28 protein-coding genes are annotated in these 26,409 nt (G+C 62.6%); 13 read left to right on the forward strand and 15 right to left on the reverse strand.

The window, feature by feature from the left end; translation table 11 throughout:
* Positions 1 to 31 precede the first annotated feature (31 nt).
* The gene (locus HT051_RS01730) at positions 32 to 1,759 is read left to right on the forward strand and encodes a prolyl oligopeptidase family serine peptidase (RefSeq protein WP_174540435.1); all 1,728 of its coding nucleotides are present in this window, start codon (positions 32 to 34) and stop codon (positions 1,757 to 1,759) included.
* Here HT051_RS01730 and hslU read toward each other — a convergent pair.
* On the reverse strand, positions 1,756 to 3,063 hold the full coding sequence (gene hslU / locus HT051_RS01735) for an ATP-dependent protease ATPase subunit HslU (protein ID WP_174540436.1): 1,308 nt from the start codon (positions 3,061 to 3,063) through the stop codon (positions 1,756 to 1,758). The genes HT051_RS01730 and hslU overlap by 4 nt on opposite strands.
* 150 nt (positions 3,064 to 3,213) lie before the next feature.
* A complete protein-coding gene (gene hslV / locus HT051_RS01740; protein ID WP_174540437.1) occupies positions 3,214 to 3,777 on the reverse strand; it encodes an ATP-dependent protease subunit HslV in 564 nt (187 codons plus the stop codon).
* 109 nt (positions 3,778 to 3,886) lie between these two features.
* Here hslV and hisB point away from each other — a divergent pair, with 109 nt between their 5' ends.
* The 4 genes from hisB to hisA all read left to right on the forward strand — a co-directional run bounded on the left by hisB (position 3,887) and on the right by hisA (position 6,546).
* On the forward strand, positions 3,887 to 4,513 hold the full coding sequence (gene hisB, locus HT051_RS01745) for an imidazoleglycerol-phosphate dehydratase HisB (protein ID WP_174540438.1): 627 nt from the start codon (positions 3,887 to 3,889) through the stop codon (positions 4,511 to 4,513).
* Positions 4,514 to 4,637: 124 nt separating this feature from the next.
* Positions 4,638 to 5,147: a DUF2628 domain-containing protein gene (locus HT051_RS01750; protein WP_174540439.1), complete on the forward strand. Its 510-nt coding sequence runs from the start codon at positions 4,638 to 4,640 to the stop codon at positions 5,145 to 5,147.
* Positions 5,148 to 5,158: 11 nt separating this feature from the next.
* Positions 5,159 to 5,809: an imidazole glycerol phosphate synthase subunit HisH gene (hisH, locus tag HT051_RS01755; protein WP_174540440.1), complete on the forward strand. Its 651-nt coding sequence runs from the start codon at positions 5,159 to 5,161 to the stop codon at positions 5,807 to 5,809.
* The gene (gene hisA, locus HT051_RS01760) at positions 5,806 to 6,546 is read left to right on the forward strand and encodes a 1-(5-phosphoribosyl)-5-[(5-phosphoribosylamino)methylideneamino]imidazole-4-carboxamide isomerase (protein WP_174540441.1); all 741 of its coding nucleotides are present in this window, start codon (positions 5,806 to 5,808) and stop codon (positions 6,544 to 6,546) included. The genes hisH and hisA overlap by 4 nt, the downstream gene beginning before the upstream one ends.
* Positions 6,547 to 6,555: 9 nt before the next feature.
* On the opposite strand, the gene HT051_RS01765 is transcribed toward hisA, so the two are convergent.
* Positions 6,556 to 7,044 carry a DUF421 domain-containing protein gene (locus tag HT051_RS01765; protein WP_174540442.1) on the reverse strand — a complete coding sequence of 163 codons (489 nt, stop codon included), beginning with the start codon at positions 7,042 to 7,044 and terminating at the stop codon, positions 6,556 to 6,558.
* A 137-nt stretch (positions 7,045 to 7,181) separates the two neighbouring features.
* Between HT051_RS01765 and hisF the strand changes: the two genes are divergently transcribed.
* The 3 genes from hisF to coaA are packed head-to-tail and all read left to right on the forward strand — an operon-like array spanning position 7,182 to position 9,297.
* Complete coding sequence (hisF, locus tag HT051_RS01770) at positions 7,182 to 7,958, forward strand: imidazole glycerol phosphate synthase subunit HisF (RefSeq protein WP_174540443.1); 777 nt, start codon at positions 7,182 to 7,184, stop codon at positions 7,956 to 7,958.
* Between the two features lie 48 nt (positions 7,959 to 8,006).
* The gene (locus HT051_RS01775; RefSeq protein WP_174540444.1) at positions 8,007 to 8,330 is read left to right on the forward strand and encodes a phosphoribosyl-ATP diphosphatase; all 324 of its coding nucleotides are present in this window, start codon (positions 8,007 to 8,009) and stop codon (positions 8,328 to 8,330) included.
* 10 nt (positions 8,331 to 8,340) lie between these two features.
* Positions 8,341 to 9,297: a type I pantothenate kinase gene (coaA, locus tag HT051_RS01780; RefSeq protein WP_174540445.1), complete on the forward strand. Its 957-nt coding sequence runs from the start codon at positions 8,341 to 8,343 to the stop codon at positions 9,295 to 9,297.
* Positions 9,298 to 9,328: 31 nt separating this feature from the next.
* Here coaA and HT051_RS01785 read toward each other — a convergent pair whose 3' ends face one another.
* Both HT051_RS01785 and HT051_RS01790 read right to left on the reverse strand, forming a co-directional pair.
* On the reverse strand, positions 9,329 to 10,369 hold the full coding sequence (locus HT051_RS01785) for a hypothetical protein (protein ID WP_174540446.1): 1,041 nt from the start codon (positions 10,367 to 10,369) through the stop codon (positions 9,329 to 9,331).
* 137 nt (positions 10,370 to 10,506) lie between these two features.
* Positions 10,507 to 11,499 (reverse strand): adenosine kinase, encoded by a 993-nt coding sequence (locus HT051_RS01790; protein ID WP_174540447.1) that lies wholly within the window; start codon positions 11,497 to 11,499, stop codon positions 10,507 to 10,509.
* A 107-nt stretch (positions 11,500 to 11,606) separates the two neighbouring features.
* Between HT051_RS01790 and HT051_RS01795 the strand changes: the two genes are divergently transcribed.
* The 3 genes from HT051_RS01795 to HT051_RS01805 all read left to right on the forward strand — a co-directional run bounded on the left by HT051_RS01795 (position 11,607) and on the right by HT051_RS01805 (position 13,273).
* Positions 11,607 to 12,284: a sulfate transporter family protein gene (locus HT051_RS01795; protein ID WP_174540448.1), complete on the forward strand. Its 678-nt coding sequence runs from the start codon at positions 11,607 to 11,609 to the stop codon at positions 12,282 to 12,284.
* A gap of 128 nt (positions 12,285 to 12,412) precedes the next feature.
* The gene (locus HT051_RS01800; protein ID WP_174540449.1) at positions 12,413 to 12,997 is read left to right on the forward strand and encodes a Panacea domain-containing protein; all 585 of its coding nucleotides are present in this window, start codon (positions 12,413 to 12,415) and stop codon (positions 12,995 to 12,997) included.
* Between the two features lie 3 nt (positions 12,998 to 13,000).
* The gene (locus tag HT051_RS01805) at positions 13,001 to 13,273 is read left to right on the forward strand and encodes a hypothetical protein (protein WP_174540450.1); all 273 of its coding nucleotides are present in this window, start codon (positions 13,001 to 13,003) and stop codon (positions 13,271 to 13,273) included.
* 77 nt (positions 13,274 to 13,350) lie between these two features.
* Here the strand turns inward: HT051_RS01805 and HT051_RS01810 are convergent, their stop codons facing one another.
* The 3 genes from HT051_RS01810 to nth all read right to left on the reverse strand — a co-directional run bounded on the left by HT051_RS01810 (position 13,351) and on the right by nth (position 16,668).
* Positions 13,351 to 14,442 carry a linear amide C-N hydrolase gene (locus HT051_RS01810; protein WP_174540451.1) on the reverse strand — a complete coding sequence of 364 codons (1,092 nt, stop codon included), beginning with the start codon at positions 14,440 to 14,442 and terminating at the stop codon, positions 13,351 to 13,353.
* A 253-nt stretch (positions 14,443 to 14,695) separates the two neighbouring features.
* On the reverse strand, positions 14,696 to 15,814 hold the full coding sequence (locus tag HT051_RS01815; protein WP_174540452.1) for a linear amide C-N hydrolase: 1,119 nt from the start codon (positions 15,812 to 15,814) through the stop codon (positions 14,696 to 14,698).
* A 104-nt stretch (positions 15,815 to 15,918) separates the two neighbouring features.
* Positions 15,919 to 16,668, reverse strand: coding sequence for an endonuclease III (nth, locus tag HT051_RS01820; protein ID WP_246810140.1), 750 nt, complete (start codon positions 16,666 to 16,668; stop codon positions 15,919 to 15,921).
* Positions 16,669 to 16,806: 138 nt separating this feature from the next.
* Between nth and HT051_RS01825 the strand changes: the two genes are divergently transcribed.
* Complete coding sequence (locus HT051_RS01825) at positions 16,807 to 17,208, forward strand: DUF2244 domain-containing protein (RefSeq protein ID WP_246810279.1); 402 nt, start codon at positions 16,807 to 16,809, stop codon at positions 17,206 to 17,208.
* 84 nt (positions 17,209 to 17,292) lie between these two features.
* Positions 17,293 to 18,186 (forward strand): bifunctional helix-turn-helix domain-containing protein/methylated-DNA--[protein]-cysteine S-methyltransferase, encoded by an 894-nt coding sequence (locus HT051_RS01830; RefSeq protein ID WP_174540454.1) that lies wholly within the window; start codon positions 17,293 to 17,295, stop codon positions 18,184 to 18,186.
* 9 nt (positions 18,187 to 18,195) lie between these two features.
* Here the strand turns inward: HT051_RS01830 and HT051_RS01835 are convergent, their stop codons facing one another.
* The 7 genes from HT051_RS01835 to HT051_RS01865 form a co-directional block, all read right to left on the reverse strand.
* A complete protein-coding gene (locus HT051_RS01835; protein WP_174540455.1) occupies positions 18,196 to 18,828 on the reverse strand; it encodes a 2,3-bisphosphoglycerate-dependent phosphoglycerate mutase in 633 nt (210 codons plus the stop codon).
* 5 nt (positions 18,829 to 18,833) lie between these two features.
* Complete coding sequence (dapB, locus tag HT051_RS01840; RefSeq protein WP_174540456.1) at positions 18,834 to 19,649, reverse strand: 4-hydroxy-tetrahydrodipicolinate reductase; 816 nt, start codon at positions 19,647 to 19,649, stop codon at positions 18,834 to 18,836.
* 173 nt (positions 19,650 to 19,822) lie between these two features.
* Positions 19,823 to 21,991, reverse strand: coding sequence for a bifunctional diguanylate cyclase/phosphodiesterase (locus tag HT051_RS01845; protein WP_174540457.1), 2,169 nt, complete (start codon positions 21,989 to 21,991; stop codon positions 19,823 to 19,825).
* 97 nt (positions 21,992 to 22,088) lie between these two features.
* Complete coding sequence (locus HT051_RS01850; protein WP_174540458.1) at positions 22,089 to 22,595, reverse strand: GNAT family N-acetyltransferase; 507 nt, start codon at positions 22,593 to 22,595, stop codon at positions 22,089 to 22,091.
* Between the two features lie 184 nt (positions 22,596 to 22,779).
* Entirely contained in the window at positions 22,780 to 23,043 is a 264-nt protein-coding gene (locus HT051_RS01855) for a hypothetical protein (protein WP_174540459.1), read from the reverse strand.
* A gap of 159 nt (positions 23,044 to 23,202) precedes the next feature.
* Complete coding sequence (gene typA, locus HT051_RS01860) at positions 23,203 to 25,035, reverse strand: translational GTPase TypA (protein WP_174540460.1); 1,833 nt, start codon at positions 25,033 to 25,035, stop codon at positions 23,203 to 23,205.
* A 162-nt stretch (positions 25,036 to 25,197) separates the two neighbouring features.
* Entirely contained in the window at positions 25,198 to 26,328 is a 1,131-nt protein-coding gene (locus HT051_RS01865) for a site-2 protease family protein (protein WP_174540461.1), read from the reverse strand.
* Between the last annotated feature and the right edge of the window lie 81 nt (positions 26,329 to 26,409).

Consider the following 26,409-nt stretch of genomic DNA (forward strand, 5'->3'; position numbering starts at 1 on the left):
ATTGCGGTTGACCCGATGGACCAGCAACTGCATGTCTCTGCCGATGGCCAGTCCTGCCCGAAAGCGTCTTCTCTCTATCGAAGATATTTTGAGCCTACATGGCTTTGAGGGATATTTCGGCCCGCAGTTCGACGTTTCTCCTTGCGGTTCGGCACTCGCGATCTGTTGTCAGCGCGGCCTTCGAGATGCCCCGGTCTTCGGCGTGCCGTTTCTTGTCGGGGGCGAACGCGGCGAACTCTGGATTGTTGACCGTGATCGCGAAAAGCCTCGCAGGATCGAAGCGCCGGACGGAATCGGCGTTTTCTCGCCCCGCTGGTCGGCGGACGGAAACTGCATCGCTCTTGCCGCAACCGACGGAACACGCTTCGTGCGCCCCGCGATTGTCGATGTCGGGGCAGCAACGATGCGGATCTTGCCGACCGCCAATCTCGCGCTGCAACCGGCCAAGCCGCCGCTTGGTTGGCTGAGTTCGCAAAAAATTGCGTGCGAAGTGCTGCCTGACGGCGAATTGCCCTTTGTGCTTGAGACCGAATGGCACGGGGACGCGGAGCAGGCAGCGCATTGGCGGGCGGCACGGGATGGCAGCCGCTCGACGATCAGCCAGATTCAGTCCGGGGACGAGATGGCGGCCTATCCGGCGGGATCGCCTGCGGTCATCAATGTCGACACCGGCGAGGTGCAGTGCTTCTCCCACCAAAAAGACTTGCCCAAAGAGCTAGAGTGTTTTGCCGGGCGGGAAATTGTGCCTTATCCGCCTACCTTGGTTTCTGGGGTCGCGGGTGTCTCGGATGACAGCGCGTTGGCCTTGGATATCACCGACCGCGGAGACCAAATCTTCGTTTCACGCGACGACGATGCGACCCGCGTGATCTGGCTGCGGGACGGTTCCGCCGAGACCGCGTTCGAGACGGACCACCATCTTAGCGACGTCCAATCGGGTGCAATCCATCGGTTCGAGGTGACCCATCCGGAGCTGGGCACGGCCAAAACCTCGGTTATTCTGCCGCCTTGCGCGGGGCCAGATGAGCGGCTTCCGGCCCTCTTCTGGGTTTATCCGAACGCGCAGCTGCCGGCAGCGATGTACGACAAGCCGAATGGACTCGGACCGTTCAATCTGCACCGCTTCGCGGCAATGGGGTTTGCAGTCGTGCGGCCCGAGGTTCCGTTCGACGATCAGATCGTCGAGCAGCGGGGCGCTGCCGATGTCGTGGTCGAATGGATCACGGCTGCTGCCGATGCGGTTGCGGCTGCCGGGTGTATCGATCGCGAACGGATGCAGGTTGCCGGACACAGTTTCGGCGGATGGGCCACACTAACCCTGCTCGCCAAGACAGATCTATTCCGCTCCGGCATTGCGGTGGCGGGTGCTTATGATCTGATTTCGGCGCATGGCACGTTCGACGCGCGCAGCCGCCACCGAAGCGATCCGATTGATGGAGGCTCTCTGATCGAGAAAGTGTGGCACTTACCGGGTCCACCCTGGGACCATCTCGATGCTTATGCGCAGAACAGCCCACTTTCTGGTGTTGAGAGTATCAGCGCACCGGTGCTCCTGATGCATGGCGACCGGGACTACGTGCCCATGAGCCAAGCGGAGGAGATGTTCAGCGCGTTGCGGCGTCTGGGGCGGGACGTGAGCTTCGCGCGGCTTTGGGGCGAGGGTCACGTTGCCTGCAATCCGGAGACAATCCGCGAAATGGATCGTCTCATGGAAGACTGGCTACGCCGACACCGCGATGAGCCGAACGTCGCGTCCTAAAGGATAAACTTCGACAAGTCCGCGTTCTTGGCCAGGTCGCCGATATGGCTGCGGACGTAGTCGCCGTCGATCACCACCGTCTCGCCGGTCTTGTCGGAGGCGTCGAAGGAGATGTCGTCGAGGATCCGCTCCATCACGGTGGAGAGACGGCGGGCGCCGATATTCTCCACATTGGTGTTCACCTCCACCGCGATATCGGCGATGGCGTCGATGGCGTCCTCGGTGATTTCCAGCTCCAGCCCTTCGGTCTTCATCAGCGCCACATACTGCTTCACCAGCGAGGCCTTGGTCTCGGTGAGGATGCGGCGGAAATCTTCGCGCGTCAGCGCCCGCAGCTCGACGCGAATCGGCAGGCGCCCCTGCAGCTCCGGCAGGAGGTCGGAGGGCTTGGCGACGTGGAAGGCGCCCGAGGCGATGAACAGGATATGGTCGGTCTTCACCGGTCCGTATTTGGTGCCGACGGTGGTGCCCTCGATCAGCGGCAGCAGATCGCGCTGCACGCCTTCGCGGCTGACATCGGCGCCCATGCGCTCGGAGCGCGCGGCGATCTTGTCGATCTCGTCGAGGAAGACGATAGCGTCGTTCTCGACCAGCTTGATGGCTTCCTGAACGATGACGTCGTTGTCGATCAGCTTGTCGGATTCCTCCGCCATCAGGATGTCGAAGCTATCCTGAACAGTAACGCGGCGCGGCTTGGTGCGGCCGCCCAGCGCCTTGCCCAGCATGTCGTTCAGATTGATCATGCCGACCTGGCTGCCGGGCATGCCGGGGATCTCGAAGGAGGGCATGCCGCCGCCGGTATCGGCGACCTCGATATCGATTTCCTTGTCGTTCAGGTCGCCGGCGCGCAAGCGCTTACGGAAGGCGTCGCGGGTCGATTCGCTGGCGCCCTGGCCGACCAGCGCGTCGACGACGCGCTCCTCGGCATTGAGCTGGGCGCGGGCGGAGACCTCTTTGCGCTTGGCGTCCTTCACCAGGGCGATGCCGGCTTCCAGCAGATCGCGGACGATCTGATCGACGTCGCGGCCGACATAGCCGACCTCGGTGAACTTGGTCGCCTCCACCTTGATGAAGGGCGCGTTGGCGAGCTTGGCCAGGCGGCGGGAGATCTCGGTCTTGCCGACACCGGTCGGGCCGATCATCAGGATGTTCTTGGGCAGAACCTCCTCGCGCAGCTCCTCGTCGAGCTGCTGGCGGCGCCAGCGGTTGCGCAGCGCGATGGCGACGGCGCGCTTGGCATCCTTTTGGCCGACGATATGCCGGTCCAGCTCGGAAACGATTTCACGCGGGGAAAAATCACTCATTACTGCTTCATCCTACTTCGTCATGCCCGGGCTCGAGCCGGGCATCCAGGGCATCAAATGCCGATCGAGTGGCCCTGGATTGCCGGGTCAAGTTTATGCTCGGGCCGGCTAAGCCGGACCCGGGTGCCCGGCAATGACGTCAAAACAAACTCATTGCTTCGCGTCGAGGCTTTCAACCACCACCTCGTCATTGGTGTAAACGCAGATGCGGGCGGCGATGGCCATGGCCTTGCGGGCGATCTCTTCGGCGCTCTGGTCGGTATCGAGCAGGGCAAGGGCGGCGGCGTAGGCATAATTGCCACCCGAGCCGATGCCCATGACGGCATTATCGGGCTCCAGCACGTCGCCCGTGCCAGTCAGCACCAGCGATTCGTCGGCATCGGCGACGATCATCATCGCTTCCAGCCGGCGCAGATAACGGTCGGTGCGCCAATCCTTGGCGAGTTCGACGCAGGCGCGTTTCAGCTGGCCCGGAAACCGCTCAAGCTTGGTTTCCAGGCGCTCGAATAGGGTGAAGGCATCGGCGGTGGCGCCGGCGAACCCGCCAATGACATCGCCATTGCCGAGCCGGCGGACTTTCCGCGCATTGCCCTTGATGACGGTCTGGCCAAGGCTGACCTGACCGTCGCCGGCTACGACGACCTTGCCGTCCTTGCGGACTGTCAAAATGGTCGTGCCGTGCCAGATTTGGGGAGAGGAGTCAGTGGGACCCATGATTTCCGCGATATGGGATAGTTTCTTCGGGGTTCAAGGTTTATACGCTGCGGCGTAACGGCATTTTACGGCAGCAAATTGCTAACGCCCCTACTCTATGATGGCGAATATGCAGAAAAAGCTTAACACGGACGCGGGTTCCGGCGCGCCGCGCCGCGCCGAAATCGAGCGCAAGACCGCCGAGACCGAGATCTCCGCGGCGATCGATCTCGACGGCACCGGGTCTTACGACGTGAAGACCGGGGTGGGCTTCCTCGACCATATGATCGAGCAGCTGTCGCGCCATTCGCTGATCGACATCACCTTAGAGGCGAAGGGCGATCTGCATATCGATCAGCACCACACCACGGAAGATAGCGGCATCGTGTTGGGCCAGGCGTTCGCAAAGGCGCTGGGCGATAAGCGCGGCATCACCCGCTATGCCTCCTGCTATCTGCCGATGGACGAGACTTTGACTCGCGTCGCCGTCGACGTTTCGGGGCGGCCCTTTCTCGTCTGGGAGGTGGAGTTTTCCCGCGCCAAGGTGGGCGAGATGGACACCGAGCTGTTCCGCGAGTGGTTCCAGGCCTTCGCGCAGAACGCTGGCATCACGCTGCATGTGACAAATCTTTACGGCGAGAATAACCACCATATCGCCGAGACCTGCTATAAGGCGCTGGCGCGCGCGCTTCGCCAGGCGATCGCCATCGACGAGCGGCAAGCGGGCCGCGTGCCTTCGACCAAGGGCCAGCTCTAGAAGGGCCAGCTCTAGACTGGGCCCTTGAGCGGTTCGGTTTGGGCGGTTCGGCGAAGATCGAGACGGCGGGCCTGACAAGACCTGCCGGAGCTTAGGAGTTCTGAATTCCGTGGCGCTTTATTCGGTGTTTGAACCTGGCAACGCTCCCGAAGACGTCGTGGCGCGCGCCGAGACGCTCGCCTTCGTGAAGGAAGGCTTCTCCTGGCCGGCCTTCTTCTTCTCCTGGATCTGGCTGATCTATCACCGCATGTGGATCGAGCTGGCTTGTTTCATCGTGGTTTTCCTCGGTTTGGGCGAAATCCTGCCGGCGCTGAAGCTGAGCGAGGCGACGCAGAGCGTGGTTGTGTTCGGGGCGCTGGTGTTCTTTGCGCTGGAGGCAAACGGTTTGCGCCGTAATATGCTGCTCCGCCGGGGCTATGCGGTTGCCGGCATTACTCATGGGCGCAATCGCGAGGCGGCGGAGTTCGCCTTCTTCCGCGACTGGCTGCCGGGGCATGCCCGCGTGGCGCGGCCGGCGGGCGCTGGCGGCAAGGTCAGTGCGGCCAAAGCAGCTTCTGTTACGACGACGAGGCGCACGAGCGCCGCCCCTGCCCCGGAGCATAACGAAATCATCGGGTCTTTCCCGCGAGCTTAAGAGTTTCCCCCGTGCATCTCGCCATCATCGATTACGGCTCCGGCAATCTCCATTCCGCCGCCAAGGCTTTCGAGCGCGCAGCGTCGGAGAGCAGCAGCGGGCACCAGATAAAAGTCACTTCCGATCCGGAGGTGGTGCTGACGGCGGAGCGCGTCGTGCTGCCCGGCGTCGGGGCGTTCGCCGATTGCCGCGCCGGACTGATGGCGGTGCCGGGCATGGCGGATGCGCTGGACGAGGCGGTGCGCCAGAAGGGCAAGCCGTTCCTTGGCATTTGCGTCGGGATGCAGCTTCTGGCCACGCGCGGTCTGGAGCATGGCGAGGCGCCGGGGCTGAACTGGATTCCCGGCGAGGTGCGCGCCATCGAGCCCAGCGATCCGAGCCTCAAGATCCCGCATATGGGCTGGAACACGCTGGATCTGGTGCGCGAGCATGCGCTTCTCGACGGGATCCCGACCGGGCCGGACGGGCTGAATGCTTATTTCGTCCACTCCTATCACTTCGTGCCGGAGGACGGGCACGCGCTGGTCGCGACCACCGATTACGGCGGACCGCTGACCGCGCTGGTGGCAAAGGACAATATCGCCGGCAGCCAGTTTCACCCCGAGAAGAGCCAGACGCTCGGTCTTGCCCTGATCGCCAATTTCCTGAGGTGGCGCCCATGATCCTGTTTCCCGCGATCGATCTGAAAGACGGGCAATGCGTGCGGCTGATCCAGGGCGAGATGGATCAGGCCACGGTGTTCAACAAGGAGCCCATCGCCCAGGCCGAGACCTTCGCCCTGCAGGGGTTCCGCTTTCTGCATATCGTCGACCTCAACGGCGCCTTCGAGGGTAAGCCGGTGAATGGCGCGGCGGTGGACGGGATTTTGGAGGCGATCAAGATCCCGGCGCAGCTCGGCGGCGGCATCCGCGATCTCGCCACCATCGAGATGTGGCTGGAGAAGGGGATCACCCGGGTGATCTTGGGGACCGCCGCGGTGCGCGATCCGGATCTGGTGCGGGAGGCCTGCAAGCGGTTTCCGGGCAAGGTCGCGGTTGGGATCGACGCCAAGGACGGCAAGGTCGCCATCGAAGGCTGGGCCGAGGTGAGCGAGCTTTCGGCGCTCGAGCTGGCGCAGCGTTTCGAGGATGCCGGGGTCGCCGCCATCATCTACACCGATATTTCCCGCGATGGGGTGCTGAAGGGGCTCAACCTAGAGGCCTGCGCCGAGATGGCAAAAACCGTCTCGATCCCGGTCATCGCCTCGGGCGGGCTCGCCTCCATCGAGGATGTGAAGCGGCTGCTGCAGCCGGAATACGCCATGCTCGAGGGCGCGATTGCGGGCCGGGCGCTGTATGACGGGCGGCTCGATCCGGAAGAGGCGCTGTCGCTGATCGCCGCTGCCGCGCTGCCGCGCTGACACCGCGCCTCACGCCTTCTTCGGGATCACGTTGATGGTGCCGTTGGGCGCCAGGGTGATGAGCTGAGCCTCGTTCATGCTCTGGATGCCGCAGCGATGCAGCGCCTCGGCGATGTCGTAATCCGAAACGCCGTGGCGGGTGCGCTCCTTCTCGTTCACCTGTCCGTCCTGGACCAGGACGATGGGCCGGCCTTCGAGAAGATCGGCGGCCTGGCGGTTGCGGGAGACGATCTGGGCGAGCAGCCAGTGCAGCGCCATCAGCACGGCGACGGCGGCCATGGTGCCGAAAAGCGGCGAATTGCCGGTCAGCGCCCGGCTCAGGGCCGAGCCTGCCGTCACCGAGACGATCACATCCAGCGCCGACCAGGTGCCGAAGGTGCGCCGGCCGCTCAAGCGGATCAGCAAGAGGCCGTAGAGGAAGATGATCGCAGCGCGCGCGCATTCCTGGGCCAGCGAGACCTGACCCGTGACGCCGAAAATGGTGTTGAGCGTGTCCATCGATTCGCTGCCCTAAAAAGTATAGGTGCGGCGATTCGCCGAAGTCGATGGGCGACTGGATCAAATCGCCTGCGGGGTTTAGAAGGTTGGGGAAAACGGGCTCTGCCCGTCCCTCGTGTCATCAAGTCTGGCGAGCCATGTTAAAAGTCCGCGTCATACCCTGTCTCGATGTGAAGGACGGCCGCGTCGTCAAAGGCGTGAATTTCGTCGATTTGCGCGATGCCGGCGATCCGGTGGAGGCGGCGACCGCCTATGATGCCGCCGGGGCCGACGAGCTCTGCTTCCTCGACATCACCGCCAGCCACGAGGATCGCGACGTGATCTTCGACGTGGTGGAGCGGACGGCGGAGCGCTGCTTCATGCCGCTGACCGTCGGCGGCGGGGTGCGCACGCTGGAGGATATCCGCAAATTGCTGGAGGCCGGGGCGGATAAGGTGTCGATCAACACGGCTGCGGTGAAGAACCGGCCCTTCGTGAAGGAAGCGGCGGAGAAGTTCGGCTCGCAATGCATCGTCGTCGCCATCGACGCCAAGCGGGTTTCGGGCGAAGACGAGCCGCCGCGCTGGGAGATCTTCACCCATGGCGGGCGCGAGCCGACCGGGATCGATGCCATCGAATTCGCCAAGGAAGTCGTGGCGCTGGGCGCCGGCGAGATCCTGCTCACCTCCATGGACCGGGACGGCACTAAGGCCGGGTTCGACCTGGAGCTGACAAAAGCCATTGCCGATGCGGTTTCGGTGCCGGTGATCGCCTCCGGCGGCGTCGGTACGCTGGATCATCTGGTGGAAGGGGTGCGCGACGGCCATGCCAGCGCCGTGCTGGCCGCCTCGATCTTCCATTTCGGCGAATACTCGATCGGCGATGCCAAACGCCGTATGGCCGAGGCCGGTCTTGCCATGCGTCTGGACGGCTAATCGGCTATCCCATTCCCCTCACACGGCTTTTCGGTGTATGAGCCCCAAATGAGCACTATTCTCGAACAGCTTGCCGCGACCATCAAACAGCGGCGCGATGCCGATCCGGAGACCTCCTATACCAAGCGGCTGCTCGATGCCGGGCCGAAGAAGCCCTGCAAGAAGCTTGGCGAAGAGGCGGTCGAAGTGGTGATCGCGGCGCTTTCGGAGGACGATAAGGCGCTCACGGGCGAGGCGGCGGATCTCCTCTATCACCTGCTGGTGGTGCTGGAGTGCCGCAACATCCCGCTTTCCGACGTGCTGGCGGTGCTGGAGACCCGGGTCGGTGTCTCCGGGCTGGAGGAAAAGCGCCAGCGGAAGAGCGGGCGCTGAGCCTCGGGCCATGAATCCGCGTCCCAATATCGACTATTCGCCCTACTCCTTCTTCAACCGCGAAGAATGGGCGAGGCTGCGCGCCGACACGCCGATGCCGCTGAGCGATCCGGAGCTGGAAAGCCTCAGCGGTCTCACCGAGCGGGTCTCCTCGCAGGAGGTGGTCGAGGTCTATCTGCCGCTCAGCCGCCTGCTGAACCTCTATGTCGAGGGGGCGCAGTCGCTGCATCGGGCCTCGGCGGATTTCCTGCGCAAGGCCGACGAGAAGATGCCGTTCATCATCGGGCTTGCCGGCAGCGTGGCGGTGGGGAAGAGCACCACGGCGCGCGTGCTGCAGGCGCTGCTATCGCGCTGGCCGAGCCATCCGAAGGTCGATCTGGTGCCGACGGACGGATTTCTGTTCGCCAATGCGGTGCTGGAAGACAAGGGGCTGATGGATCGGAAGGGTTTTCCGGAAAGCTACGATCTGGCCGCCCTGCTCACCTTCCTCGCCGATGTGAAATCGGGCCGCTCCCACGTCAGAGCGCCGGTCTATTCGCATCTGATCTACGACAAGATGCCGGGCCAGTTCATCGAGATCGAACGTCCCGATATCGTCATCGTCGAAGGGCTGAACGTGCTGCAGCCGGCCAAGCGCCTGCCCGCCGACGGCAAGGCGATCCCCTTCGTCTCGGATTTCTTCGATTTTTCGATCTTCATCGATGCGGAGGAATCGCTGATCGAGCGCTGGTATATGGAGCGCTTCATGCGGCTTCGGCAGACCGCGTTCCGGGATCCCGCCTCCTATTTCCACCGCTATGCGGATATCTCCGACGAGGATGCGCAGGATATCGGCCTCGCCATCTGGCGGAGCATCAACCTGGCGAACTTGCGGGAGAATATCCTGCCCACACGGCAGCGCGCCGATCTGATCCTGACCAAGGCGCCGGATCACGCGGTGGAGCTGATCGCCTTGCGGAAGCTGTAGCGCCAAGCGCTACAGCCGCCGTTTTCCTGAGCTACTTGTAGTAGAGCGCGTCGGGGCCGAGGCCGATATTCAGCCGCAAGGTGGTGCGGTTGGAATAGGCGTCGCCATCGCCGATCACCGTCTTGCCGCGGCCGCCGCTCGGATCGAAATATTCCATATCCGGCACCCAGGAATAATATTCGTGGGTGGTGACCAGCGAGAGGCTGGTGCGCGGGGTGAACTCCTTGCGGGTCTCCAGCGTCAGGCCGGCGATCACCGACGTCTCGGTGGTGGAAAGCCCCAGCTTGCTGGCGGCGGCGCCGGAAAGCCTGCCGTTATAGTCGGCATCGGCCGAGTAGACGCCGACATAGCCCTTGAACGAGGATTCGAAGCCCAGCCCGCCGGTCATGTTGCTGATGATGGGCCAGGCATAGTCGCCGCCCAAGGCCACGTAGCCACCGTAATAGGTGGTGTCCAGGCTCTCGCCGTAGCGGGCGAACTGCCCGCCGGTGCCCGGCGTGAACTTGATCGAGGTATCCTGGTTGATGGCGCGGATATCGCCGCCGAGCGCCACATAGCTGGCGTTGAAGAAGGCGTTACCCGGCACGCCGGTGACGTAATAGCGCCCTTCGAGCTGGGTACCCCAGTGATCGACGTCGCGGGAGGCGCGCTCGGTCAGGGTGTTGCCGGTGAAGGCCGGGTTGGCCCCGCCGCCGCCGATGCGGCTGACCTGGCAGCTGCTGGCGCCGGTGGCCTGGCAGCGGGAGGTGTCGTCCTGATCGACGCCGACCCAGAATCCGCTGAAGGCGATGGCGCTGGTCTCGTTCCACGGCACCAGCACGTCGCCGATAATGGCGCCGCCGAATTCGCTGCGATAGTCGTTGCTGTTGGAGAACCGATGCACCGTGTTGCCGGCGCCGTTCACCTTGGTGCCGTATTTGACATCGGGCAGGTTCAGACGGCCAACGCCGCCGCCGATGGAGATTTCGGCCTGGCCGATCTCCGCGGTGGCGACGCCGGGCATAGAAATATCCTGGGCTACGGCGCTATGCGCCAGCAAAACCCCCGCCAATCCGGTGAAGACACCGGCCATTGGCCTCAACAATTCCCGCATGAATTGTCCCCTCAAACCGTCGCTCTTGCGAGCATAGCCCCTACGCGTTGATTAATCGTAACGATTAACCATGCGTGACAAGAGCGTCACCGATTTTTGGGTCCTTTGTCAATTGGTTAGCTGAGGACTCCGGGCAACAGTGTCTTCAATTCGATCTCCGGCCGGGCGCCGATATGGGAGATGATTTCGGCCGCCGCCAGGCTGCCGAGCTTGCCGCAGGTCTCCAGCGGTTCGCCAGTCGAGAGCCCGTAGAGAAAGCCCGCCGCATAGAGATCGCCGGCGCCGGTGACGTCGACCACCTCCTCGACCCAGGCGGCGGGAACGTCGACCCGGTAGCCGGAGGCGAGGATCATCGAGCCCTCTTCGGAGCGGGTCAGGATGGCGAGCTCGCAATCGGCGGCGAGATTTTGGGCCGCTTCGTCGACGCTGTTCACCTCGTAGAGCGCGGTCGCCTCCTTCTCGTTGGCGAAGACGATATCGGCGCCCTGCTTCACCAGCTTGAGGAAATCCTCGCGGTGGCGGTCGACGCAGAACGCATCCGACAAGGTCAGCGCCACTTTGGTACCAGCGGCCTGAGCGATCTCCGCCGCCTCGTGGAAGGCCTTCTTCGCCTCGGGCTGATCGTAGAGATAGCCTTCCAGGAAGATGATCTTGGCGGCCTCGATCATTTCCTTGTCGAGGTCGGAGGACTGGAAGCCGGTGCCGGCGCCGAGAAAGGTGCTCATGGTGCGCTCGCCATCGGGGGTGACCAGCACCAGGCAGCGGCCGGTGCCCATATCGCCGGGGAGCGGCGCGGTATCGAAGGCGACGCCGAGGGAGCGGACGTCGTGGCGGAAGATGTCGCCGAACTCGTCGCCGCCGACCTTGCCGATGAAGCCGGTCTTGGCCCCGAAGGAGGCGATGCCGGCGATGGTGTTGGCGGCGGAGCCTCCGGAGCGCTCGATGGCCGGGCCCATATCGTCATAGAGCTTGGCGATGGCGCCTTCCTCGATCAGCTGCATGAAGCCCTTTTGCAGGTCGTGCTTGGTGAGGAAGCTATCCTCGACGCGGGAAATGATATCGACCACGGCATTGCCAATGCCCACCACGTCATAGGTTCGATCGCCCATATTCGTCCTCTCAAACTTTTCTTGTTGATCGCTTATCTGTCTGTTCTGTCTGACGCCACGACCGACGCAACACTATAGTCGCGCTGCCTATAATTACGGAATTGCTCATGATCAACGCCGCCATTCAAGCCTTTCACGACCTGTTCACCCCGCCTTTCCGCTCGGTGGCGTTGCGGACCCTGTTCTTCACCATCGCGCTTTTGGCGTTGCTGATCGCCGGTCTGGAATGGAGCTTCGGCCATTTCGTCGCGCTGCCCGATTGGATCGAGAGCACCATCCAGTGGCTCGGCGGTCTGGTGCTGGTGGTGGCCTCGATGTTCCTGATCCCGGCGGTGTCGTCGCTGATCGCAGGGCTCTATCTCGACGATATCGCGCTCACCGTGGAGGAGACCCACTACCCGCAAGATGCGCCTGGGCACGAGATGCCGGTCGCCGAGTCGGTGTGGCTGGCGGTGCGGTTCTTCTTCGTGGTGATCGGGGTGAATATCCTAATCCTGTTTCTGCTGCTGGTGCCGGGGATCAACCTGATCGCCTTCTATCTCGGCAACGGCTATCTGCTGGGACGGGAATTCTTCGAGATGGTGGCGATGCGCTACATGCCGGCGAAGGACGCGAAGGCGCTGCGCCAGCAGAACGGGGTCTATGTGGTCCTGTGCGGGATGATCATCGCCGCTTTCGCCTCGGTGCCGATCCTGAATTTGGCGACGCCGCTGTTTGCCACCGCCTTCATGGTGCATGCCTATAAGCGGCTGGAACGCAAGAGGCTGGCAGCGGCGCCGGCCTGACTTAGCCGCCACCCCAAAGAGGGCGGAGTGCGGCTACAACCTTTCAAGAATCAGCGCAAGATCGGGAGCTGCAACAATCTTGCTCCCGAGTCAAGAGCGCGATAATGTGATTCTCTGGAGAGAATCACATGACAGTTTTCGAGAAGTACGATCAGCAAGCTTTGTATAAAGTCGATCTACCTGAAGGCCAGAGGAGGCTTAAGGAGGCAATACTCTATGTCTCGGAGCGTTGCGCCGAGTTCCGTTATTTCGGACTGATCAAACTCAATAAGACACTGTGGCGTGCTGATTTTCGCTCTTTCTATGAGCGTGGACAGCCCGTCACTGGTCGGCAGTATCAACGATTAGAAAATGGCCCTGCGCCTGTAGAAATGCCACCGTTGCTTCGGGAGTTAGCTTCGGAAGGCAATCTGATATTTATTGTGAATAAGATGGGTAGGTTTTCGGAAAAGCGTCCTGTAGCAAAGGGCCGACCAGTCTTAAACTTCTTTAGTCGGGAAGATCTCGATTATTTGGATGAATCAATCTCTCATTATCGAGATATGACAGGAACTGAGAGCAGCGACCAGTCGCACGGCATTGCTTGGAAGACTCGGAAAGATGGTGAGCCAATCCCTTACCAAGCCGCCTATTTCTCTGACGAACCATTATCGGAGAAGAAGCTTTCGAAGCTCTCCGAGATAGGCAGAACGTCAGAATGGTACTCTGAGTAGATAGTGCGTGAAATTAAAGAAGCAGATAGCTTTGAAGACGCTGTTTTAGCCCTTGGAGGCTATCGTGCTATCGACAAGGCGATGGAGCCAATAATAGAAGCGTTATATCGGAATCCATATGGATTTGAATACCATGAAAATGATTGGTGCAGCTTTCGGTATGCTCGGACGAGACGGATAGAGGGAGTTCCTCCGTTAATCGTGATCTTCACGATTCAAGAAAATGGTGATGTTCTTCTCCAGCATGTGGAAGAAGACGACAACCCCTATCTCTAGATTACCGGTTGCCACAAAAGAAGGGCCGCGCCTTGCCGGCACGGCCCTTCGGATTTTCTATCCTGGTCAGGCGACGCTTAGCTGCGCGGCATCTCCAGCTTGGGGATTTCGTAGCTCTGGTCGACCGGGATCGACACCATCTCCTTGGCGTCGAGATCGAAATCCTTCAGATCGACTTCCCGCAGGGCCTGATAATCCTCGGTCTTGAAGTAGTAGCGAAGACCGGTCATGTCGGCGACGGTCGACCACTCGGTGATCTCGTTGACGCCTTTGCCTTCCTGAACGAAGCCGGCCGGGATGTCGAAATTGTTGACGATATGCTCGGCCATGCGCACGCCGCTATCGGTGTCCGGCTGGACTTGCGCCGAGATGGCGTAGCCCAGAGCGCGGATGAAGCGCGAAGGCGGGGTCGGATCGCCGGGAACGCCCAGCATGCCGCTGCCCTGTCCGAAGGAGGCGATGCTCTCGCCGTCGATCTTCAGCGGCGGTACGTTCACCGGAGACAGCTTCACGTAATTCTTCAGATTGGTCAGGTGCCAATCGAAGCCGGGCGCGTTGGTCATCACGCCGAGCGGGTTGTCATAGACCTTGAGCTTGCCGTCGACCGGCTCGATCACGATGGAGTTCCCGTCCGTATCGTGCAGCGTGTAGTGCAGCGGGAGCGAGGTGACGGAGCCGATCTTGAAGGGGAGCGGGAAGTCGGCGAGCTGGATATTGGCGAGCGCCTTCTTGACCTCGTCGGTGGTGGCGAAATTGGTCAGCGCCCAGCTTAGGAACTGCCAGGGGCCCATGGCCTTCTCCGCGTCGGCCTTATCGGCCGGGACATAGCCGACATAGCCGGGAAAATAGAGCATGCCGCCGGTGAGGCCTTTCTCGTTCATGCCGTCGACGATGAACGGAGTGTCGACAGCATTCATGCCGGTGGCGGCGTATTTTGCCTTCCAGGTCCAGCCGCCCTTGCCGGATTCGGTCGCGGCCTCGTATTCGTAGCCGCGGGGCACGACAACGATCTCCGATTTCAGCGGAACGGCGTATTCCATGGTGCGGCCATAGATCGGGTCGCCGTTCTTGGTCTTGATCAGAAAGCTTGTGCAGGCATTGGCCGTCGGCGCAAAGGCCAGCGAGGCGGCGGCGGTAAGGCACGCAAAATTGCGCAGAGTTCGTAACATTCGAAGTCGCTCCGGTCTGAATTCCAAAACTGGGCGACATCTAACCCCCTGACTCTAAAGAACTTGGCTTATCCGATAGGGACAATTGTTCCTATCTCGCGTTTTTCTCGGCGAGATCTGTCTGTCTGGCCTCGCCGGCGAGAACGGTGGGCGATGGGCCGCAAGGGGGAGCCGGACCGGATACACCGGAAACGAAAAAGGGCCGTGCAATCGGCACGGCCCTCGTCCTGTCGCTACGGCTCTTGTCTTGCCGCTACTGCTGAAGGCTTGCGGAGTCTTTACCCTTCGGCGCTTTGACCTTGGGGATCTCATTGGTCTGAGCGATCGGGATTTCGATCAGCTTCTTGCCGTCGAGATCGAAATCGTTGAGATCGACTTGCCGCAAGGTCTGGTCCTCGTAGGTCTTGAAGAGGTAGCGCTTGCCCTTCAGGTCGGCGATGCCGCTCCACTGGGTGATGTCGTCGGGGGCGGCGGTGCCGGGCCGGGAATAGCCTTCCATCAGGTCGAAATTGTTCAGGATATGCTCGGCGGTATTGATGGCTTTGTCGGTGTCCGGCTGCACAGCGGCGGAGATCGAGTAGCCGAGCACGCGGATAAAGCGCGAGGGCGGGGTCGAATCGCCGGGCACGCCCAGCATGCCGCTGCCCTGGCCGAAGGAGGTGATGCTTTCACCGTCGATCTTCAGCGGCTCTGCCGGATAGGGCGAAAGCTTCACGTAGTTCTTCAGATTGGTCAGGTGCCAATCGAAGGTCGGCGCGTTGGTGAGGACGCCGAGCGGATTGTCGTAGACCTTCAGCTCACCGTCGATCGGCTCGATGACGATGGAGTTCCCGGTCGCATCATGCAGCGTGTAGTGCAGCGGGATCGATTTCTGGCCGCCGAAATTGAAGGGCGGTGCGAAATTGCCGATCTGAATCTCGCCGAGCGCAGTCTTCACCTCGTCGACGGTGGCGAAATTGGTCAGCGCCCAGGTGAGGAACTGCCAAGGGCCCATGGCCTTGTCCAGGTCGGCCTTTGCCGGATCGACATAGCCGGCATAACCGGGGAAGTAGAGCATGCCCCCGGCCAGGCCCTTCTCGTTGACGCCATCGACGAGATTGGGCGTGCCGAGGAAGTTCATGCCAGTGGCGGCGTATTTGCCGGTCCAGCTCCAGCTCTTCTTTCCGGGCAGGGTGTTCGCTTCGAAGGTGATGCCGCGCGGAACGACGGCGATGTTCGAGTTCAGCGGCATGCCGAACTCCATGGTGCGGCCGTAGACCGGGTCGCCGTTCTTGGTCTTGATCAGGAAGCTGGTGCAGGCATTGGCCGCCGGCGCGAAGGCGAGACAGCCTGCGGCGGTGAGACAGATCAGATTCCGTAGAGAGGTTCGCATCGGGAACTCCGGGCAAGGAATGGTCCAGCGCCCGCGAGCTAACCCGTAAACCCTAAAAATCTCATCGGCAGGATCGCTACAACTGTCTGTATTGGCGGCAGTTTTTAGCCCGGCGGCGGGGTTTTCGGCTCATATAGGCAAAGATCTGAGACGATGCAGCGATAGCATTCGGCTTTGCGCGCCTTGCAGATATAGCGCCCGTGCAGGATCAGCCAGTGATGGGCGTGGAGCTTGTATTTGTCGGGCACTACCTTTACCAGGCAGCGCTCCACATCGAGGGGTGTCTTGCCGGGGGCAAGGCCGGTGCGGTTGGAAACCCGGAAGATATGGGTGTCGACGGCGATGGTGGGCTCGCCAAAGGCGACATTCATCACCACATTCGCAGTCTTGCGGCCGACGCCGGGCAGCGATTCCAGCGCCTCGCGATTGTCGGGGACTTCGCCGCCATACTCGTCGGTCAGCCGCTTGGCGAGCTGGATCAGATGTTTGGCCTTGGAACGGAACAGGCCGATGGTCTTGATCTTCTCGATCAGCGCCTCTTCGCCCAGGGCATAGAGCTTCTCGGGCGTGTCGGCGACGCGGAACAGATCGGGGGTGGCACGGTTCACCCCTGCATCGGTGGCCTGCGCGGAGAGCACCACGGCGACCAGCAAAGTGAACGGGCTGGAATAGTGGAGCTCGCTTCTGGGGTCCGGATTGGCTTTCTGGAAGCGGGCGAACATCTCGTCGATCTGATGTTCGCTGAGCAAAGAGCCGCAGGGTTTTGCCCTGGAACTGCCTGATTTTGCCGATTTTTTCGCAGCCGGTTTACGGCTTTTCGGCTTGGATTTCGGGGTTTTGGGTTGAACCGCCACGGCGTTGTTCTTACCAATGCTAGAATCTCACGGTATCGAGCTATGACAGAACATTCGCGCGCGCCTCAAGCAGAATCCCGGTTCCGGGCCCTTTTGACGCCGCATCGTTCCCTCGGCCCCAAAGGGTTCTTGGTGCTGATGGGCGCGATCTCGGCGATCAGCTTCGGCACTGGGTTGATGTTCTACATGATGGGCGCCTGGCCGATCATGGGCTTTTTTGGCCTCGATGTGGCGCTGATCTATTTCGCGTTCAAAGCCAGCTACAAGGCGGGCCGCCTGTTCGAGCAGGTGGAGCTGACCGACGATGCGCTGACCGTGACACGGATCGCACCCTCGGGGCGCCGCACCGCCTGGCAGTTCAATCCCTATTGGGTGCGGATCCATGTCGAGCCGCGGGTCGGACGCTGCAGCGAGCTGTCCTTCATCTCGCATGGGCAGCGGGTCGTGGTTGGGGAGTTTCTCACCGACGATGAGCGCGAGGATTTCGCCGGCGCGCTGCGCCGGGCTCTGGCCGACGCCAAGGCTCCTATTGTCGCGTAGGGCGGCAAATCTCTTTTCATCGCAAGAATCGGGTCGCCGAGGGTCGCCGCTCTGGCTTAGGGTTTTGCCATAGAGGCAGACCCGATGAATGTTTTGATCGACAGCGCAGAGCACGAGACAGCACCGCTCGCATCTCCGGCGGGCGATAGCGACTATGCGCGGGTCAGCGCGGCGGTGAAGTTCGTCACCGAGCATCGCGACGAGCAGCCCGATCTTGCCGTTATCGCCGCCCATGTCGGTTTGAGCTCGGCGCATTTTCAGCGGCTGTTCACCCGCTGGGCCGGGGTTAGTCCGAAACTGTTCCTGCAGGCTTTGACCTTGGATCGTGCCAAGCGGCTGTTGCGCGAAGAGGAGAGCGTGATGGGGGCGGCGCATGCGCTTGGGCTTTCGGGCCAGTCGCGGCTGCACGATCTGTTCTTGGCGCAAGAGGCGATGACGCCGGGCAGCTACAAGACCGGCGGGGCGGGGCTGGAGATCGCCTACGGCTTCCACGAAACCCCGTTCGGCGACGCTCTTCTGATGCAAAGCCAGCATGGGCTGGTCGGGGTTGCCTTCGCCGATCACGAAGAGGACCGGCCGCGTGTGCTGGCCGATATGTGCGGGCGCTGGCCCAAGGCGCATTACCATCTCGAGCCTGAGAAGACCCAGCCGGTGGCTCTGTCGCTGTTCGGGCCTCCGAACGGGACGCCGCGGGACATCCGGATCTCGCTGATCGGCACCGATTTCGAAATCCGGGTGTGGCGGCGCCTGCTGGATATTCCCTTCGGCGAGGTCACCAGCTACGGGAAAATCGCGGCGGATCTCGGCTGCCCGAAGGCCTCGCGCGCAGTGGGGCGCGCGGTGGGGCGCAATCCGCTGTCCTTCGTGGTGCCGTGCCACCGGGTGCTCGGAAAGAGCGGATCGCTCACCGGGTATCATTGGGGGCTGACGCGAAAGCGCGTGCTGCTGGGCTGGGAAGCGGCGCTGCTGCAGCGCTAACGGTCCTCGCTATTTGGCGAGGTCGCGAACTTCCGCCTTGGTGCCGTTCTCGTTCAGCCGGTAGATGCGCGGCACGCCGGTGGGCAGCGAGAATTTCTCGATCTCGTCCGGGGCGAAGCCGTCGAGATACATGATCAGAGCGCGCAAGGAATTGCCGTGGGCCGAAACCAGCACGGTTTCCCCGGCGAGGATCTCAGGCAGGATCTTCTCTTTGAAATAGGGAAGCACGCGGGCGGCGGTGTCTTTCAGGCTCTCGCCGCCGGGCGGGTTCAGCTCGTAGGAGCGGCGCCAAAGCCGCACCTGCTCCTCGCCCCATTTGGCTTGCGCATCGGCCTTGTTGAGGCCGGTGAGATCGCCGTAATTGCGCTCGTTCAGCGCCTCATCCTGGATCACCGGGATGTCGCTCTGGCCGAGCTCGGCGAGGATCAGGGTCAAGGTATCCTGCGCACGGCGGAGCTTGCTGGTGAAGGCGATATCGAATTTGAAGCCTTCTTCCTTCAGCTTACGGCCGGCATCGCGCGCCTCGTCGATGCCGCGCGGGGTCAGGGCAACGTCATGCCAGCCGGTGAACAGATTCTGCTCGTTCCATTCGCTCTGGCCGTGGCGCACGAGGACAAGCGTTCTTTCGGCACCTTTGGTCATCGTCCCTACAGTCCGAGTACGTCGGCCATGGAGTAGATGCCCGGCGCCTTGCCTTGGCCCCAGAGGGCGGCGCGCACGGCGCCCCGGGCATAGATGTTGCGGTCGGTGGCGATATGCGCGAGTTCGATCCGCTCGCCGGGTCCGGCGAAGACCACCTTGTGCTCGCCGACCACGTCGCCGCCGCGCATGCAGGAGAAGCCGATATCGCCTTCGCGGCGCGGGCCGGTCTGGCCTTCGCGGGCGGTGACGGCCTTGTCCTTCAGCGAGACGCCCCGCCCCTTGGCGGCGGCGTCGCCCAGCATCAGCGCGGTGCCGGAAGGCGCGTCCTTCTTATGGCGGTGATGCAGCTCAACAATCTCGATATCGAAGGAGTCGTCCAGGGCCGCTGCGACCTTGGCGGTGAGGCTGGCGAGGAGATTGACGCCCATGCTCATATTGCCGGCGCGAATAATGGTGGCGTGGCGCGCGGCGGTTTCCAGCGCAGCCAGCTGATCGTCGGTGAAGCCGGTGGTGCCGATCACGTGGACGATGCGGGCCTGGGCGGCGAGGCCGGCGAATTCGACGCTGGCCTGCGGCGAGGTGAAGTCGAGCACCGCCTGAACCTCGGCAAAGAGCGGCACCGGATTGTCGGTGATGGTGACGCCGAGAGGCTCAATCCCTGCGACCTCGCCGATATCCTTACCGACAAGCGGCGAGCCCTCGGTTTCGGTGCCGCCGGCGACGACGCAGCCGGGGGTCTCGGCCACCGCGCGCGTCAAAGCCTGACCCATGCGGCCGCCCGCGCCGAGCACCGCTATTCTGATTTCGTGTTCGTCAGTCATTCGGCCGGTTCTAGCGAACGGGTGTCGAGAGAGCAACGCACCGATCGGCGCGCCGCTTGGGGCACTTCTACGGCGTGCGTTGCCGCATCACAAGCCTGCTACGCATCGATCGCGGCGGGTTTGAGGCGCATTGCGGTATTTGCGACATGGAAATGGCGGATCGCGCCGCCGGATCAAGCGACCAGAGAGTGTTCCTCGGCCCGGTCGCGCTGCCTTTGACGGTCGGCAAGGACGGGCTGGTTGGCATGCACCTGCTGCTCGTCATCGGCCTGCCGGTCCTGCTGCTCGCTGTGGACCTGACGGTCGACCTCGACCTGATCCTCCGGGCCGCCGAAGAAGTAGCCCTGCACCTCGTTGCATCCCCAGCGCTTGAGGAGTTCGGCCTGGTTCTGGGTCTCCACGCCTTCTGCGGTGATGGTGACGTCGAGGGATTTGCCGAGGCCGACAATGCTGTTGACGATGGCGCTCGACTGCTTGTCCTCGCCGAGGGTCTCGATAAAGGAGCGGTCGATCTTGATCTTCCGCACCGGGAAGCGGGTCAGATAGCTGAGGCTGGAATAGCCGGTGCCGAAATCGTCCATGGCGATGGAGACGCCCAGCCGATCGAGGGCCTCAAGGGTGCCAACGACGGTCTCGCTGTTCTGCAGAAGCAGGCTCTCGGTGATCTCCAGCTCCAGACGCCGAGGCTCAAATCCGGTCTCGTCGAGGATCCGGCGTACCATCTCGGTGACGTTCTGCACCTTGAATTGCGCCGGCGAGAGATTGACCGCCAGCTTGGTGTCCTTGGGCCAGGTGGTGGCGTAGGCGGCGGCGGTGCGCAGCACCCATTCGCCGATCGGGCCGATCAGCCCGGTTTCCTCGGCCAGGGGCAGGAACACCGAGGGTGGGATATCGCCATCGGTCGGATGGTGCCAGCGGGCCAGCGCCTCGTAGCCGGTCAAGGTGCCGGTCTTCAGATCGAATTGCGGCTGATACTCGACATGCAGCTGATTTTTACGGATGGCGACGCGCAGGTCGTTCTCCAGCCGGCGCCGCTTCTGCAGAGCCGCATCCATGGAGGGCTCGAAGAAGCGATAGGTGTTCCGCCCGTCCTGCTTGGCGCGATAAAGCGCGAGGTCCGCATTCTTCAGAAGCTGGTCGCCGGTCTCGCCGTCGATCGGCGCAATGGCGATGCCAATGCTGGTGGAGCTGATCACGTCATGGCCGTCGATACGGTAAGTCTCGCCGAGCGCGGTACAGATGCGGCGGGCCAGGGGCAGGACGTCCTCCGGCGAATCCAACTGCTCGGCAACGATGGTGAATTCGTCGCCGCCGAGACGGCCGACGAGATCGACCTCGCGGACATTGGCGCGCAGCCGCGTCGCGACCTCCTGCAGCAGTGCATCGCCCGCCGGGTGGCCCAGCGTGTCGTTGATGTCCTTGAAACGGTCGAGATCGAGGGCCAGCACCGCCATGGGCTTTTCGTTGCGCTTGCAGCGCAGTATGGCAAGGTCGAGGGTCTGGCGAAGCTGCAGGCGGTTGGGCAGGCCGGTGAGCGAATCGTGCAGGGCGAGGAAGCGGATCTGATCCTCGGCGCGCCAGCGCTCGCGGATGCGGCGGGAGGCGATCACGGCCGGCACCGAGAAGCCCATGACGATCAGCAGGCTGGTGGCGAGGCTGACGACGGTCAGGGCGACGTCGGTCATCGCCGCGGCGGCCTTCTGGTCCACCTCGAAGGCGTAAACGCGGTCGAGCTTGCCGTCGGAGACGATCGGCACGAAAGCGATTGGCTTGCCTTCGTTTCCGTCGAAATAATCGGAGGATTGGGTCTTGCCGGTGGCAATGGCCGTGTCGAGCGCGTCGCGCACGGTCTCGTCGCTTAGGGCACCTTTCAAAACATCGCCGTTGAAGCTGCCGCCGGTGGCGAGGATGCTGTGGTCGGGTGCCAGCACGGCGAAGCCGCCGAGCTTGCTGACATAGCCTTCATCCCCTTGCGTCCGGCTTTTGCTCACCCATTGCAGGGCGAAGTTTTCCAGACCGTTGACGGAACGCTGGTGTTCGCCGACGAGGCCGCCGTTTCGAGAGAAAGGCGCGGTGTCATTCCCTGGGGAGGTGTGCCCGGCCAAGATTTTCGGGGCGATGATCTCCACGTTCTCGCCCAAGACCTGCCCCGGCAGGGTGCCGGTTGCGGTCAGGTTCTCGTCGATCAGGTTGGTCCAGTTCTCGACGGCCTGGCCAGCATCGGATTCCAGGACATATTGCAGCGTCGAGCGGCCGGACATGATGCCAGCAACGACGGTAAGAAGGCCCAGGATAATAAGACCGGCCATGACCAGGCGGTCGCGTGCTCCCACCTCCGACATGTGCGTTAGCTCCCATAGCAAGCGTGACGAACGCCAAGTCCTAGCAAAGGGATGTTAAGAGCTGCCGAATGGTTGCGGTTAGCAAATGCTTAACGCGTCAGCGCCAGGCGAATGCAACCTTGCGCAAATTGGCCTCGCCGAAGCGCTCGGCGCCCTCGGCCACGGGCTTGCCGCCAAGGCCGAGATAGAAGGAGCAGGCCGCGTCGTTATCGGCCAGGGCCCAGATCATCAGCCCCTTCAATTTCACTTCCATCAGGCGCTGTCGGGCGGCGGAGAAAAGCCGGCTGCCGAAGCCGAGGCCCTGATAGACCGGATCGAGATAAATCTCGTAAATCTCGCCCCGGAAGGGCGAACGGCGCTGGCGGCTTTGGCCGTAAGTCGCGTAGCCGAAAGCCTCGCCGTTCAGCTCCACCACAAGCGGCGGATTCTGGCGCCCGGCGGCATCCTCCCACCAGGCGGGACCGCGCAAGGAAATCAGACGTTCGAGCTGAAGATGGGGAATAATGCCCTGATAGGCGTTGCGCCAGGCATCCTCGTAAACCTCGGCAAGCCGCATCGCGTCTTCACGCTTGCATCTGCGGATCCGGGTTAACTTGGTCTCCATAACTTTGAGCCTAGTCACCCGAGACCCGATTCGCAAAGGGAATGCGCGGCAAATTCCGAATCAACCCTTGATCGCCGCAGGCTTGGGCGATTGCCCGCACGGTTTGAATAAAAAATGGGCCGGGTTTGGCGCCCGGCCCATTCGAGTTCGGATCTTTCGATCTCTTTTATTTTGATTGTTCCGCTTAGTCGCGGGACATCATCAGGATGTTGAAATCCTCATCCAGCTTGATGTCGTAGGGCCCGATCTCGCACTCGGCATCGTCGATCTCGTAGATGCCGGACTTCTCGTGATCGTAGTCGCCGCCCTTGCAGCCGACCTTGGCCAGGGTCTCTTTGATCTTCGCCACGGCCTCATCGGAAGGCGGGATATCCTCATCGGCGAGGGCGATGCCGGAAAACGAAACGGCGCCGGCGAGAGCGAGAGCAAAAGTCATCGTCTTGAGCATGCAGAAATCCTCATTCGTTCGTGGTCGCAACGAGCCGCGCGGGGAAGCGGCCAATGGCAACGCCTGGTAGAATGCGTTGCACACTAATGAGGATTCTAACCCAAAGCTGCGGGGTCAGATGGCAATGATCGCCGGGAAGATTTGGCAAAAACGCATGCGTCAGGCGGTCGCAGCAGCCCCCTCTTTGGCCCGTTCGGCGCGCTTGCGCTCATTGGGATCGAGATGGCGCTTGCGCAGGCGGATGGCCTTCGGGGTCACCTCGACCAGCTCGTCATCGGCGATCCAGGCCAGCGAACGCTCCAGGGTCATCTTGATCGGCGGGGTGAGCCGCACGGCCTCGTCCTTGGAGGTGGTGCGGATATTGCTGAGCTTCTTGCCCTTCAGCACATTCACCTCCAGGTCGTTCTCGCGGGTATGCTCGCCGACGATCATGCCCTGATAGACCTTCCAGCCCGGCTCGATCATCATCGGGCCGCGATCTTCCAGATTCCAAAGGGCGTAGGCGACGGCTTCGCCGTTATCGGTGGAGATCAGAACGCCGGTGCGCCGGCCGGGAATCTCGCCGCGATAGGTGTCGTAGCCGTGGAACAGTCGGTTCATGATGGCGGTGCCGCGGGTATCGGTCAGCAGCTCGCCCTGATAGCCGATCAGGCCCCGGGTCGGGGCGTAGAACACCAGGCGCAAACGCCCGCCGCCGGAGGGCTTCATCTCCACCATCTCGGCCTTGCGCTCCGACATCTTCTGCACCACGGCGCCGGAGAATTCCTCGTCGACGTCGATGATGACCTCCTCGATGGGCTCTTCCAGCTCGCCGGCATCGTTCTTGTGCAGCACGACGCGGGGGCGGGAAACGCCGAGCTCATAGCCTTCGCGGCGCATATTCTCGATCAGGATGGCCAGTTGAAGCTCGCCGCGGCCGGAGACGACGAAGGAGTCCTTGTCGTCGGATTCGTCGATGCGCAGGGCGACATTGCCCTCCGCTTCGCGCAGGAGCCGGTCGCGGATCACGCGGCTGGTCACCTTGTCGCCCTCGGTGCCGGCGAGCGGGCTGTCATTGACCATGAAGGTCATGGAGACGGTGGGCGGATCGATCGGCTGAGCGGTGATCGGCTCGGTGACGGCGGGGTCGCAGAACGTGTCGGCGACGGTCCCTTTGGTCAGGCCGGCAATGGCGACGATGTCGCCGGCGACGCCCTCTTCCACCGGCTGACGCTCGATGCCGCGGAAGGCGAGGATCTTGGAAACGCGGCCCTGATCGACGATTTCGCCGGCGCCATTCAGCACTTTGATGTTCTGGTTCGGCTTCAGCGTGCCGGAGGCGATGCGGCCGGTGATGATGCGTCCGAGATAGGGGTTCGCCTCCAGCAGCGTTCCAAGCATGCGGAACGGGCCTTCCTCGATCTGCGGCTCGCCGACATGGCGCAGCACCAGATCGAAGAGCGGGCCCATGCCCTCCTCATGGGAGGCATCGAGGTTTTCGGCCATCCAGCCTTCCTTGGCCGAGCCGTAGAGGATCGGGAAGTCGAGCTGCTCGTTGGTCGCATCGAGGGCGGCAAACAGGTCGAACACCTCGTCGATGACGGCGTCAGGCCGGGCATCGGGCTTGTCCACCTTGTTGATGGCGACGATGGGCTTCAGCCCGATCTGAAGCGCCTTGCCGACCACGAACTTGGTCTGCGGCATCGGTCCCTCGGCGGCGTCGACCAGCACAATGGCGCCGTCCACCATGGAGAGGATGCGCTCCACCTCGCCGCCGAAATCGGCATGGCCCGGCGTGTCGACGATGTTGACGCGGGTATCCTTCCAGACGACGGAGGTCGCCTTGGCGAGGATGGTGATGCCGCGCTCTTTCTCCAGGTCGTTGGAGTCCATCACTCGCTCGGCGACGCGCTGGTTGTCGCGGAAGGAGCCGGATTGCTGCAGCAGCTTGTCGACCAGGGTGGTTTTGCCGTGGTCGACATGGGCGATGATGGCGATATTTCTCAATTTCATCGGAAGCGTCTCTTATCCGGGCGTTTTGGGCCTTAAATGCGAAAACGCGGGCCCGAACCGTCGAGCCCGCGATTGCTGTTGCACTGCGATATATAGACCGGCGGTTGCGCACGCAATGGCATGAAAGGAAGCAGGGTGCGGGAAGCGCGCCGGTGCTTTCGCCTAGGGCTCCTCGCGGCGCTCGCCCCAGGGCCCCTGATTGCCGGTCCGCCGGGTGATCGGCAGGGCGGCGTTCAGCATCATCATCTCGCTCAGGTTTTCCAAGGTGAGCATGCCGATCAAGCGCCCCTCGCCATCCACCACGCCGACCATGGGCTGACGCTTGGCGGTCAAGGCCTGGAAGGCCGGCTCCAGATCGTCGGATGCGGTGACGGTGGGCACGCCGTCCTGCATGGCGTCCAGCACCGAGGCATGCGGGCCCGACTGCTTCAGCGCCTTCACCATGCCGTCGCGGGTGACCACGCCGCGCAAATGACCGCCCCCGTCGAGCACCGGAAACTCCTTCTGCGAGGTGCGGATCAGGGCATCGGCAGCATCGTTCACCGAGGACTGGGTATCCAGGGTGTGGAACTCGGTGATCATAGCGTCGGAAACCCGGGCGCCCTGGGCCACGGCCTTCATCTGGGCCTGGGAGGCCTCGCCGGAGGCGGCGAGAAACACGAACACGGCGATGATCAGCAGCATCGGGTTATAGAGAATGCCCAGTATGCCGAAGAGCACGGCGAAGCCCTGGCCGATACTGGCGGCCATCTGGGTGGCGCGGGCTTGGTCCATGCGCATGGCAAGCAGTGCCCGCAGCACGCGGCCGCCATCCATCGGGAAGGCCGGGATCAGGTTGAACAGCACCAGGATGATATTGGCGCCGGCCACCTTGGCGGCCATGGAGACGGCGGGGTTCTCCAGCGCGGTCAAATTCTCCGGATCAATCTGCGGGCCGACCCAGAGCAGCAGTAGCGCGGCGATGACCACGTTCACCGCCGGGCCGGCCAAGGCCACGATCAGCTCCTGGCCGGGCTTTTCCGGCATTTTCTCCATGCTGGCGATGCCGCCGAAGGGCCACAGCGTCACGTTTTTGGTCGGCACGCCGAAGCGGCGCGCGGCAAACACATGGCCGAGCTCGTGCAGCAGCACGCAGAAGAACACCAGCGCGATGAAGATGGTGCCTTGCCAGGCCGCAGCGCTGCCGCCTTGGCTGTAAAACAGCATCCACAGCCAGGCGAGCAGGATCAGGAAGCTGACATGGATATAGAGGGCTGTGCCGCCAACAGAGCCGATGGGCAGGGACCAACGCATGAAAACTCGCTAACTCTCGCTCGAAATCGCGGGGAAACGCCTCTTTCATATGGGAAAGAGATTACGAGGTTGCGATAGGCG

It is taken from the genome of Methyloligella sp. GL2 (genome assembly GCF_013341275.1).
Classification (GTDB): domain Bacteria; phylum Pseudomonadota; class Alphaproteobacteria; order Rhizobiales; family Methyloligellaceae; genus Methyloligella.

What these genes read in the sequence shown, in the direction of transcription:
- HT051_RS01730 (WP_174540435.1), top strand. Translation starts at nt 32, where the DNA reads ATGTCTCTGCCGATGGCCAGTCCTGCCCGAAAGCGTCTTCTCTCTATC.
- hslU (WP_174540436.1), bottom strand. Translation starts at nt 3,063, where the DNA reads ATGAGTGATTTTTCCCCGCGTGAAATCGTTTCCGAGCTGGACCGGCAT.
- hslV (WP_174540437.1), bottom strand. Translation starts at nt 3,777, where the DNA reads ATGGGTCCCACTGACTCCTCTCCCCAAATCTGGCACGGCACGACCATT.
- hisB (WP_174540438.1), top strand. Translation starts at nt 3,887, where the DNA reads ATGCAGAAAAAGCTTAACACGGACGCGGGTTCCGGCGCGCCGCGCCGC.
- hisA (WP_174540441.1), top strand. Translation starts at nt 5,806, where the DNA reads ATGATCCTGTTTCCCGCGATCGATCTGAAAGACGGGCAATGCGTGCGG.
- HT051_RS01765 (WP_174540442.1), bottom strand. Translation starts at nt 7,044, where the DNA reads ATGGACACGCTCAACACCATTTTCGGCGTCACGGGTCAGGTCTCGCTG.
- hisF (WP_174540443.1), top strand. Translation starts at nt 7,182, where the DNA reads ATGTTAAAAGTCCGCGTCATACCCTGTCTCGATGTGAAGGACGGCCGC.
- HT051_RS01775 (WP_174540444.1), top strand. Translation starts at nt 8,007, where the DNA reads ATGAGCACTATTCTCGAACAGCTTGCCGCGACCATCAAACAGCGGCGC.
- coaA (WP_174540445.1), top strand. Translation starts at nt 8,341, where the DNA reads ATGAATCCGCGTCCCAATATCGACTATTCGCCCTACTCCTTCTTCAAC.
- HT051_RS01785 (WP_174540446.1), bottom strand. Translation starts at nt 10,369, where the DNA reads ATGGCCGGTGTCTTCACCGGATTGGCGGGGGTTTTGCTGGCGCATAGC.
- HT051_RS01790 (WP_174540447.1), bottom strand. Translation starts at nt 11,499, where the DNA reads ATGGGCGATCGAACCTATGACGTGGTGGGCATTGGCAATGCCGTGGTC.
- HT051_RS01795 (WP_174540448.1), top strand. Translation starts at nt 11,607, where the DNA reads ATGATCAACGCCGCCATTCAAGCCTTTCACGACCTGTTCACCCCGCCT.
- HT051_RS01800 (WP_174540449.1), top strand. Translation starts at nt 12,413, where the DNA reads ATGACAGTTTTCGAGAAGTACGATCAGCAAGCTTTGTATAAAGTCGAT.
- HT051_RS01810 (WP_174540451.1), bottom strand. Translation starts at nt 14,442, where the DNA reads ATGTTACGAACTCTGCGCAATTTTGCGTGCCTTACCGCCGCCGCCTCG.
- HT051_RS01815 (WP_174540452.1), bottom strand. Translation starts at nt 15,814, where the DNA reads ATGCGAACCTCTCTACGGAATCTGATCTGTCTCACCGCCGCAGGCTGT.
- HT051_RS01825 (WP_246810279.1), top strand. Translation starts at nt 16,807, where the DNA reads ATGGGCGCGATCTCGGCGATCAGCTTCGGCACTGGGTTGATGTTCTAC.
- HT051_RS01830 (WP_174540454.1), top strand. Translation starts at nt 17,293, where the DNA reads ATGAATGTTTTGATCGACAGCGCAGAGCACGAGACAGCACCGCTCGCA.
- HT051_RS01835 (WP_174540455.1), bottom strand. Translation starts at nt 18,828, where the DNA reads ATGACCAAAGGTGCCGAAAGAACGCTTGTCCTCGTGCGCCACGGCCAG.
- dapB (WP_174540456.1), bottom strand. Translation starts at nt 19,649, where the DNA reads ATGACTGACGAACACGAAATCAGAATAGCGGTGCTCGGCGCGGGCGGC.
- HT051_RS01845 (WP_174540457.1), bottom strand. Translation starts at nt 21,991, where the DNA reads ATGTCGGAGGTGGGAGCACGCGACCGCCTGGTCATGGCCGGTCTTATT.
- HT051_RS01850 (WP_174540458.1), bottom strand. Translation starts at nt 22,595, where the DNA reads ATGGAGACCAAGTTAACCCGGATCCGCAGATGCAAGCGTGAAGACGCG.
- HT051_RS01855 (WP_174540459.1), bottom strand. Translation starts at nt 23,043, where the DNA reads ATGCTCAAGACGATGACTTTTGCTCTCGCTCTCGCCGGCGCCGTTTCG.
- typA (WP_174540460.1), bottom strand. Translation starts at nt 25,035, where the DNA reads ATGAAATTGAGAAATATCGCCATCATCGCCCATGTCGACCACGGCAAA.
- HT051_RS01865 (WP_174540461.1), bottom strand. Translation starts at nt 26,328, where the DNA reads ATGCGTTGGTCCCTGCCCATCGGCTCTGTTGGCGGCACAGCCCTCTAT.